General features: G+C 49.4%; 7 protein-coding genes and 1 tRNA gene. 2 read left to right on the forward strand and 6 right to left on the reverse strand.

All coding sequences use genetic code 11. The features are described 5' to 3' along the window. Window positions 1–9: 9 nt before the first annotated feature. The 6 genes from ACUVJL_RS10230 to ACUVJL_RS10255 all read right to left on the reverse strand — a co-directional run bounded on the left by ACUVJL_RS10230 (window position 10) and on the right by ACUVJL_RS10255 (window position 6,846). Window positions 10–81, reverse strand: a tRNA-Val gene (locus tag ACUVJL_RS10230). Between the two features lie 125 nt (window positions 82–206). Further along, complete coding sequence (locus tag ACUVJL_RS10235; protein WP_445245740.1) at window positions 207–419, reverse strand: DUF2839 domain-containing protein; 213 nt, start codon at window positions 417–419, stop codon at window positions 207–209. A 65-nt stretch (window positions 420–484) separates the two neighbouring features. Next, window positions 485–1,993: a helicase C-terminal domain-containing protein gene (locus ACUVJL_RS10240; RefSeq protein WP_445245741.1), complete on the reverse strand. Its 1,509-nt coding sequence runs from the start codon at window positions 1,991–1,993 to the stop codon at window positions 485–487. Between the two features lie 22 nt (window positions 1,994–2,015). Next, window positions 2,016–3,545, reverse strand: a complete 1,530-nt coding sequence (locus ACUVJL_RS10245; protein WP_445245742.1) for a pentapeptide repeat-containing protein — start codon at window positions 3,543–3,545, stop codon at window positions 2,016–2,018. A gap of 79 nt (window positions 3,546–3,624) precedes the next feature. Next, a complete protein-coding gene (locus ACUVJL_RS10250) occupies window positions 3,625–5,187 on the reverse strand; it encodes a pentapeptide repeat-containing protein (protein ID WP_445245743.1) in 1,563 nt (520 codons plus the stop codon). A 96-nt stretch (window positions 5,188–5,283) separates the two neighbouring features. Then, window positions 5,284–6,846: a pentapeptide repeat-containing protein gene (locus tag ACUVJL_RS10255; RefSeq protein WP_445245744.1), complete on the reverse strand. Its 1,563-nt coding sequence runs from the start codon at window positions 6,844–6,846 to the stop codon at window positions 5,284–5,286. 38 nt (window positions 6,847–6,884) lie between these two features. Here ACUVJL_RS10255 and ACUVJL_RS10260 point away from each other — a divergent pair, with 38 nt between their 5' ends. Beyond that, window positions 6,885–7,724 carry a prephenate/arogenate dehydrogenase gene (locus ACUVJL_RS10260; protein ID WP_445245745.1) on the forward strand — a complete coding sequence of 280 codons (840 nt, stop codon included), beginning with the start codon at window positions 6,885–6,887 and terminating at the stop codon, window positions 7,722–7,724. Window positions 7,725–7,791: 67 nt separating this feature from the next. After that, window positions 7,792–9,029: APC family permease (locus ACUVJL_RS10265; protein WP_445245746.1), on the forward strand; the 1,238-nt coding region annotated here is incomplete at its 3' end.

Below are 9,029 nucleotides of genomic sequence, written 5' to 3' on the forward strand. Positions count from 1 at the left end.
TCCGTTTAATGGGCAATACAGGATTTGAACCTGTGACCCCTTCCGTGTGAAGGAAGTGCGCTACCACTGTGCTAATTGCCCGCAGATAATTAAGATACCATACCAAGTCCAAATTCGCAACTAAATTTTTCCTAAAAATTCAGCCACTTGTTTCCGAGTTAAACTCGACACAATGCCAAGAATACAGGCATTTGTCGAGTCTGGCATCAGTTAACCACCCACCAACCCGCCGCTGGGCCGACAAATCGCACTACAATCCACCAAGCCACCAAAAGGCTAATCCCGATCCAGCTTCCGCGACTTGTCCACTTGACAAAATCTTTGCTTTGGGTTTTCGTGATTGGCAGCCAGGCAACGATGCGTTCTTCTTTACCGTATTCGTCGCCGATCGACTCTTTGCGACGCTTAGCTTCACCCATAATCTTTGTCTACTAAATTAGATTTCAACTGGATACCTAACCAAATTATAGGCCAACAGGTCATCTCAAGCCTGCGTCAGCCAAGTCGTATCCAAATAATCAATCCTCGCAAAAGGACTCAAAGCCGCTAAAACCTGCTGTCCATAACTGCGGTGAATCACCCTGCTGTCGAAAATCGCCACCACCCCTTGACGTTCTCGCACCGGCGCGATCGCCCGTTGCAACTCATTCAGCGCCGCCGGCAGCAAATACAACCGAAACCAATCCCTGCGCTGCTCCTTATAATAAGCCACACGCGCCGTCACCAAAGGATTCTCCAAAGAAGGTAGCGGCAAAGTTGCGATCGCCACCAAGTGAGGCGCCCTAAATTCCCCTTGATGTTCCCGCCAAAACTCCCACCCAGTCACCAAAATCGCATTCTCGCCCACATCTGTTTTTTCAACCTGCACCCGAGAACCGAACTCAGAAGCCAAAATCGCCGCCAGCCGAGCCCTCAGCGGTACATCACCAAGAATCAGCACCGTTAAACCCGCCACCGACGCGCTCATCAACAGCAAAGTCCGAATTTCTTCAATTAAAACACCCTGAAATTCCGGCGTATTTGGCAGCGGCAGCCAGTTGGGAATGTACAGTTGAATTAATTCACTTTGTCGATCGGGCGAAAACTTAACGCTCGTCAATTCTGGCAGTCCCAGCATTTGCCGGAAGATCGGAGCCTTCGGTTCCACATCCACCGCCCCCCCAATCAACACCACAGGCTGACAATCCCAAATTTTGCTCAAAACCTCAGCCACCTGAACCGGCGCGCAGAACAGAGAAAATGAGCCAGCCTCCCGATGAATTTGCGCCCACCGCAGTTTTCCGTTTGCTTCCCACCGCTGCCAAAAATTGCTCCAAGCAGCCGGAATCTGCGAATTCGGCTCGATCCTTTCAAACAGCCCCTCCAAAATATTTTGCTCTGCCGTTTCCAGCAAATAGCACTCGTCAGGTTTCGCCGGATGCTGAAAGAAAGCTCGCGTTAGCATTACCCGCCCTTCGAGGATTGCATCGGCGAGCATTGGCTGAGATTGCATTAAATCATTCCAGTCAGCAGGTTGCAAACACGCCGTCAATTCCTGGCGCGTCCAAACTTCCAAATCATCCACACCGTCGATAATTGTCGGAATATTGCTCGGAAGTGGCGAATCAGCAGCCAAGCGAGCGGCCAGCCAAGACTCGGGATCTGCTAGCATCAATCCTCCTCCAGTGGCATTATCCGAATAAGTCTCGATCGGCCGCTCAGTTTGCAGCCACTCTTGCAAGCGCGGAATTTCCACCGCCTGCAAATGTTCCAGCAGCGGTGTCGGCGCCACCAAAATCACAGGCTGTGGCCACATCAAAATCGGCATCAAATAGCTGACTCGATACCGCTGTCGGTAAGCTCCAGCCGGAAGCCCCGTTTGGATCAGAGCGCTGCGCCCTAAGCGCAAAGCCCGCGCCACGAGCCGCGCCATCGTTAAATGGTGGGGCCAGTGCGGCTCGGAGTTCGATCGCAAAAAACGGAGCAGCGAGTTGTGGACTTCTACCTCAATCAATCGATTGTACTGTTAACATTCCTCAATCAACATAATCAAAACTTGCCATAAAATCAACTACTTTTTGACCCACAGGCAAACTGAATTTACTCTGGTGATTATTTCCACCTCGCTGACCAAAATTCGGGTGAGACTGCACGGTCAAAATCTCCTGCCCCGAACTAATTAAAATAGTTTGGGTAGGTGAATGAAAAAACTTTGTTTGCCGATAGTCATTTAGTGCGGATTGCAGGTTTTTTTTCAACTCATTTAAATTATCCATCGCTGCATTTAATGCTTTAGACAACTGCACTCTTCGTTTTTTTTCCAAATCTTGACTTTCGATATTTTTGCTGACAGCCATAATATTTTTCTGAGTTGGTACAGCATCCTTAAAAGGAAGAATCACTAAAAAAGCTGCTGGCAATAAATGCTCGTCGCTATCAAATCTAAAAGTGAGAGTTGTCCGGCGGTAGCCGACTTCTATATTGGGAGGACAGCTCAGTGCTCGGTAATGCTGAGCTATTTCGCTGTAAGCGGTTGCTAAAGCGCTGTTGGATGAGTGGTCTAAAATTGCATCAACCACAATTCGCACCAACCCGGGCGTGTGATTTAAAAATTTTCTCGCTTCTGACGACGACTTAAATTTTTGAATCTGAGTGCCATCGCCGACGGGGCTGATATCAACCCACTGGCAGGTAATATCATCTGCGATGATGCCAAACCGGGGAACCAAATACACTTTTGCCCCTGTTAAAGTTGCTCCCCTCAAATCAGCGCCCACCCAATCTGCATTAATCAAATTTGTTTCTGTCAAATCAGCGTGAACCAAACTAGCATTTGCTAAATTAGTATTTCTTAAATCTGCTCCGTTGAGGTTGGCTCCGCTGAATTTAGAATCGGTCAGATCGGCACCGTTGAGGTTAGCTCCCGTCAAATCAGCCCATTTGAGATTAGCTCCGCTCAAATCGGCACCGCACAGATCCACCTGCTGCAAACAAGCTTGTCTCAGATCGGCTTTGCTGAAATTGACGCCGCTAAGTTCTGCTTTCGTCAAATCCGCGCCGTGCAAATTAGCTCCTAGAAAGTTAGCTGAAGCAGCGGAAGCACCTCTGAGATTTGCACCGGAAAGATTAGCACCGCACAGGTTAGCTTGCGTCAGTTTTACCTCTCTTAAGTCTGCTTCCGTCAGGTTGGCGCTGCTGAAGTTAGCTTTGCTGAGTTCGCAGCGGACTAATTCGCTTCTAATCAGGGATGCTCCGATTAATTGAGCTGCACTTAAATCGGCTCTCACTAAGTTTGCTACGTTGAGAGTAGCCCCGTTTAAAATTGCCCGCGAGAGATTGGTGCTGCTGAGTCTAGCCACATTCAGGTTAGCTTCGCTCAAGTTAGCTTCGCTCAAGTTAGCGCCGCTGATGTTGGTGACAAATAAGCTAGCCCCCCTTAAAATTGATTGGCTGAGGTTGATCCGGCTGAGATTAGCTTCATTCAGGTTGATTCCTGTGAAATCTCTGTCGCCTTCTGTGTATCTTTTGACGAGTGCAAATCGTTTGAGAAGTTCTTCAGCTTCCATTTTTTTACCTAACTGAAAGGGCAATCGGCTAACTTTTATATGGCATGAATAAAAATTATCTCAAATGAATTTATAGTATTTACTCACCGATCTGATAAAAGCTTTTGACAAACTCAACGACCGTATTTAGCGGCGGGGTTGTGAATCTTTGGGCTTTAATTGCCGGACTGATAGAGGTTTTGTTGACTCCCGGCACATTTGTTAAGTTTCTGCCAAAGTCTGGGTGATAGTGAATCATCAAACTTTCGGCGCTGGAGTTAGCCAGTACAGTTTGGGTAGGCGATTGGAAAAAATTTGACACTGGTTCGCGATCGAGGCGAATCGGCTGAATTTTCATTTCCCCTATTTTTCTCATTGTTTTGGTCAGGGTCACGTTCAATTGCACTACCATATTTGAGACTCTGACGCCTAGGTTATTGCCACTTTGGGGTTGAATCATCTTGATCAGAGTAATGAGATTTTTCTGAGTAAATGCCGCGTCGCTAAAGGGAATAATGGCAACGAAAGCTGTGGAAAATAGTTGCTCGTCTTGGTCTATTCTAAATGAGATGATTGTGCGTCGCGAATTAACTTCTATGCTGGGAGGATTGCTCAAACCTGAGTATTGACGGGCAATTTGACGGTAGGTAGCCGCGAGGATAAAGTTAGCGTCGGGGTCTAGGGGTCGATCGACAATAATTTGAACTGTCGGCGGTGTAGCATTAAAAAACCTTTGAGATTCTTCTGGCGTAAAGCGCTGAATGTGGCTGCGATCGCCGTTAGGACTCATATCAACCCAATCGCAGGTAATGTCATCTGCTTTCACACCAAACCTCGACACCGCGTAAATTTTTGCCCCCGTCAGAGCCGCCCCGGTCAAATCTGCCCCCACCCAATCAGCGTGAATCAAATTTGCTTGAGTCAAATCCGCGTGTACCAGAGTAGCGTTCAACAGGTTGACATTGCTCAAATTTGCCCCGTACAAGTTAGCCCCACTCAATCTCGCTTCGTCGAGGTCAGCGCCGGTCAGGTTCGCCCCGCTGAGGTCAGCCCACCGCAGATTAGCGCCTCGCAAGTCAGCGCCGCTGAGGTTGGCTTGAGACAGATTAGCTTGTCTGAGTTCGGCATTGCAGAGGTTGACTCCTCGCAAGTCTGCCCTACTGAGGTCGGCTCTGTGCAAGTTTGCCCGTTCCAAGTTGGCCGCTGTTAGGGTAGCACCTCTGAGATGAGCGCCGCTGAGGTCGGCTTGTTCTAGATTGGCTTCTCTGAGGGTTGCTTCTCTCAAATCTGCTTCGCTGAGGTTGGCACCGCTCAGGTTTGCACTGCTGAGGTTGGCTCGGATTAGTTCGGATCTGATCATTGTAGCTTCGACGAGTTGGGCTTCGCGGAGGTCGGCTCGAATCAAGTTAGCCACGTTGAGGATAGCGCCGCTGAGGTTGGCTTTGTGGAGATTGGCACCGCTGAGTCTGGCAACATTGAGTTTGGCTTTTCTCATGTTGGCGTTTGACAGATTGGTGCCGCTCATGTTGGTTAGGCTCAAGATTGCCTCACTGAAATTAGCCCCGCTGAGATCGATCCTGCTGAGATTTGCCTCGCAAAGGAGGATGGCAGTAAAGTCTCTTTCTCCTGCTACATATTTGGTGATGAGTTCTTCGGCATCCATGCTTTTCAATTTCCCTGATGTGTTAGCTAGAACAAAGCTTTGTAGTGCCAACCTTTAAACTAGAATAAGCATTTTTTGTAACTTGATGCAATATGCCTAGACATCTATATTATGGAAGCCTTTTATAAAATCCAAAAAGGTACTGATATTAGCTGGAGCCAATTTTGTGCTTTCGGCTAACTTGGCGGAGGTTGAGTTGCTCTGGTCGTATTTTTTTATCAGGCGCTTACCGAAGGCTGGGTGGTGATAGACGCTGAGTCTTTGGTCGCGGGAATTAATTAAGATCATCTGTGTAGGAATTTGAAAAAAATTGATGCTTTCGCCGATTTTTGGAAAAGAACTCGAAATTTTGATTTGGTCTACTTTGCTGATAGCTTGATTGAGAGCTTTGCTGCATAACTGGACGTGTTTGGATTCTTTGACGTTAAGTTTGCCTGCATCGTGAGATTGAATCATTTTCATCAAAGCGATCAGGTTTTTTTGAGTTGTGGCGGCGTCGTTAAAAGGAATGATGGCAACGTAAGCGGTGGCAAATAATTTATCGTCGCTGTCCATTTTAAAGGCGAGTACGGTGCGCCGGGAGCTGACTTCGATCGTGGGCGGCTGACTTAAAGTCGGGTATTGTTGGGCAATTTGGTAATAAGTTGCAGCCAGGGCAAAATGAGCGCCTTGGTCTAAGGGCGAGTCAATCACAATCCGAACTGTGGGCAAGGTTTCGTGAAAAAATTCGTGGGTTCCTCCGGAGTTTAACCAGTAAATTTGGCTGTGGTCGCCGTTGGGGCTCAGATCAACCCACTTGCAGGTCATGCCTTCGGTTTTGATGCCGAGCCGCGAAACGCCGTGGAGTTTGGCTCCGGTTAAGGTGGCTCCGGTTAAGTCGGCTCCAATCCAGTCGGCGCGGATCAGATAGGCATTTGACAGGTCGGCGTGAACTAAACTGGCCTTCAACAAGTTGGCGTGGCAGAGGTCGGCTCGGCTGAGGTCGGCACCGCTTAATTTGGCTTCGCTCAGGTCTGCCCAGCGGAGATTGCAGCCGCTGAGAATGGCCCAGCGCAAATTGACGCCACTGAGGTCGGCGCCGCTGAGTACGGCTTGAGTGAGGTTGGCTTGTCGCAGTTCTGTGCCTCGCAAGTCGGCGCCGCTGAGGTCGGCTCGGCTGAGGTCGGCGCCTTGCAGGTTGGCTTGTTCGAGGTTGGCTTCTGTCAAGCACGCGCCGCTGAGGTGAGCGCCTCGAAGGTTGGCTTGAGCGAGGTTGGCTCCTCGGAGAGTGGCTTCGGTGAGCGTGGCGCCGCTGAGGTTGGCTCTGCAGAGGTTGGCTCCGCTGAGCTCGGCTCGAATTAGCTCGGCTCTGATCAGTTTGGCTCCTGTGAGTGTGGCTCTTTTGAGGTCTACTCGCACTAGGTAGGCGACGTTGAGGTCGGCGTCGGTGAGGTTGGCGCCACCGAGATGGGCGCCGCTGAGTCTGGCGATGTTGAGTTTGGCACCGGTGAGGTTGGTTTTGCTGAGGTTGGCTCCGCTCAGGTTTGCTACACTCAGATTCGCACCCTTGAGGTTGGCTCCGCTCAAGTTGACGCCGCTGAGGTTGGCCTCAGTCAGGTTGATTCCGGCAAAGTTTCTTTCTCCGGCGGCATATTTTTTCAGGAGTTCCTCGACTGTCATGGGGGCGGTACCGTATCAAATATCCCCATTTTATTGCTATGAATATCGGTATTGTAGGACTGGGTTTAATTGGTGGCTCGATCGGGCTGGATTTGCGATCGCGCGGGTTTGATGTTTTTGGGGTTTCGAGTCGGCAGCAGACTTGCGATCGGGCGCAAGCTCGCGGTGTTGTCAATGAAGCCAGCATACACCTGTCTCTGATGGCAGCAGCCGATGTGGTTTTTATTTGCACCCCTCTGGGGTCGATCGAGCCGATCGTCCGAGATTTGGTACCCTATCTTTCCCCTGATACTATTGTAACGGATGTCGGTTCGGTAAAAACACCCATAGTGCAGGCTGTGTCTTCTCTGTGGCCGAATTTTGTTGGGGGACACCCAATGGCGGGGACTGCTGAAAGCGGAATCGAGGCGGCGGTGCCGGATTTGTTTGTGGGCCGACCTTACGTGCTGACGCCGCAGGCTCTGACGCCGGCGGCTGCGGTGGATAAGGTTGAGGAGATTGCGCGGTTGCTGGGTGCTAAAGTTTACCGATGTGAACCGGAAGAACACGATCGAGCTGTGGCTTGGATTTCTCATTTGCCGCTCATGGTGAGCGCGACGCTGGTTGCTGCCGGAGCTCTTGAGGGCGATCGGGATATTGTTAATTTAGCCCAACATTTGGCTAGTTCTGGTTTTCGGGACACGAGCCGCGTGGGCGGCGGCAATCCCGAGCTGGGAGTCATGGTGGCAAAGTACAATCGAGAGGAATTGTTGCGATCGCTCTCTATTTACCGCAACTGTCTCGACGAGTTCATCAGCGATATTGAAGCGGAAAATTGGCAAGCTCTCGAGCACAAGCTGAAGCTGACTCAACAAGCGAGACAGAATTACAAATTGTGATCCAAAAATTACTTAAAACGGTTCCCGTCTAGATTATGATTTGTGGACGCCTATATATTGAGTTTCCATGTACGCTTATTCTCGACTCAAGCGATTTTTACTGGGTGAATCTCTTCCCACTAGCGCATCTATTCATGAACGGCTGAGCAACGCTACTGGACTAGCTGTTCTGGCTTCCGATGCACTTTCGTCTGTTGCCTACGCTACTCAAGAAACTCTCCTCGTGCTATTACTAGCGGGGAGTAGCAGTTTGAGTTTATCGCTGCCTATTTCTGGAATTATTATTTTACTGTTGGCGATCGTGGCCCTGTCTTACCGACAGACGATTAAAGCGTACCCCAACGGCGGTGGCGCTTACATTGTAGCGCGAGAAAACTTGGGTATTTATCCCGGTTTGATCGCAGCAGCTTCGCTGATGATTGATTACATCCTCACCGTAACAGTGAGTATTTCGGCTGGGGTGGCAGCCTTGACTTCAGCAGTTCCCTCGCTGCAGCCGTATACAGTTGAACTGTGCTTATTTTTTATTGTCCTAATCATGTTTGCCAATCTCAGGGGATTGCGGGAATCGGGCAATATATTTATGGTTCCCACCTATGGGTTTCTCGTTGGGATTTTTGTTTTGATTGGCTGCGGTTTATTCCAACAGGCAACAGGTCAGGTAATGCCGACATTACAAAATATTCCAGCTAAGGAACCTTTGGGATTATTTCTGCTGGCGCGCGCCTTTGCGGCGGGCTGTACTGCCCTGACTGGAGTTGAAGCCATATCAGACGGGGTGTTGGCTTTTAAGCCTCCTGAATGGAAAAATGCGCGCCTGACTTTGAGCTATATGGGGGGAATTCTGGGAGCGATGTTTTTGGGGGTTAGTTACTTGGCTCATATTTATCAGGTGATTCCTACAGAACATGAAACGCTCCTTTCTGTATTGGGAAAACAGATTTTTGGTGTCGGTATATTTTATTACTATTTGCAGGCAGCAACTCTGTTAATTTTGCTGTTGGCGGCGAATACGAGTTATGCTGATTTTCCGCGACTTTGTTATTTTTTGTCGCGGGACGGGTTCTTGCCCAGGCAGTTGTCGCTGTTGGGCGATCGACTGGTTTATTCTAATGGCATTAATCTGCTCAGCTTCTGCGCTGCTCTTTTAATTATCATCTTTCGAGGCAATACAAGTGCGGTGCTTCCCCTGTATGCGGTTGGAGTTTTCACTTCTTTTACTCTGTCCCAATCGGGAATGGTAATTCACTGGTTTAAGGAACGAGGTAAAGGTTGGCAAGTTAGTGCTGTGATGAACGGTATTGG

Origin of the sequence: Microcoleus sp. OTE_8_concoct_300 (assembly GCF_031383065.1) — a bacterium.
Classification (GTDB): Bacteria; Cyanobacteriota; Cyanobacteriia; order Cyanobacteriales; family Microcoleaceae; genus Microcoleus.

Bases quoted from the DNA above. Each gene is read 5' to 3' on its own strand.
- ACUVJL_RS10255 (WP_445245744.1), bottom strand. From the start codon at position 6,846: ATGACAGTCGAGGAACTCCTGAAAAAATATGCCGCCGGAGAAAGAAAC.
- ACUVJL_RS10250 (WP_445245743.1), bottom strand. From the start codon at position 5,187: ATGGATGCCGAAGAACTCATCACCAAATATGTAGCAGGAGAAAGAGAC.
- ACUVJL_RS10260 (WP_445245745.1), top strand. From the start codon at position 6,885: ATGAATATCGGTATTGTAGGACTGGGTTTAATTGGTGGCTCGATCGGG.
- ACUVJL_RS10245 (WP_445245742.1), bottom strand. From the start codon at position 3,545: ATGGAAGCTGAAGAACTTCTCAAACGATTTGCACTCGTCAAAAGATAC.
- ACUVJL_RS10235 (WP_445245740.1), bottom strand. From the start codon at position 419: ATGGGTGAAGCTAAGCGTCGCAAAGAGTCGATCGGCGACGAATACGGT.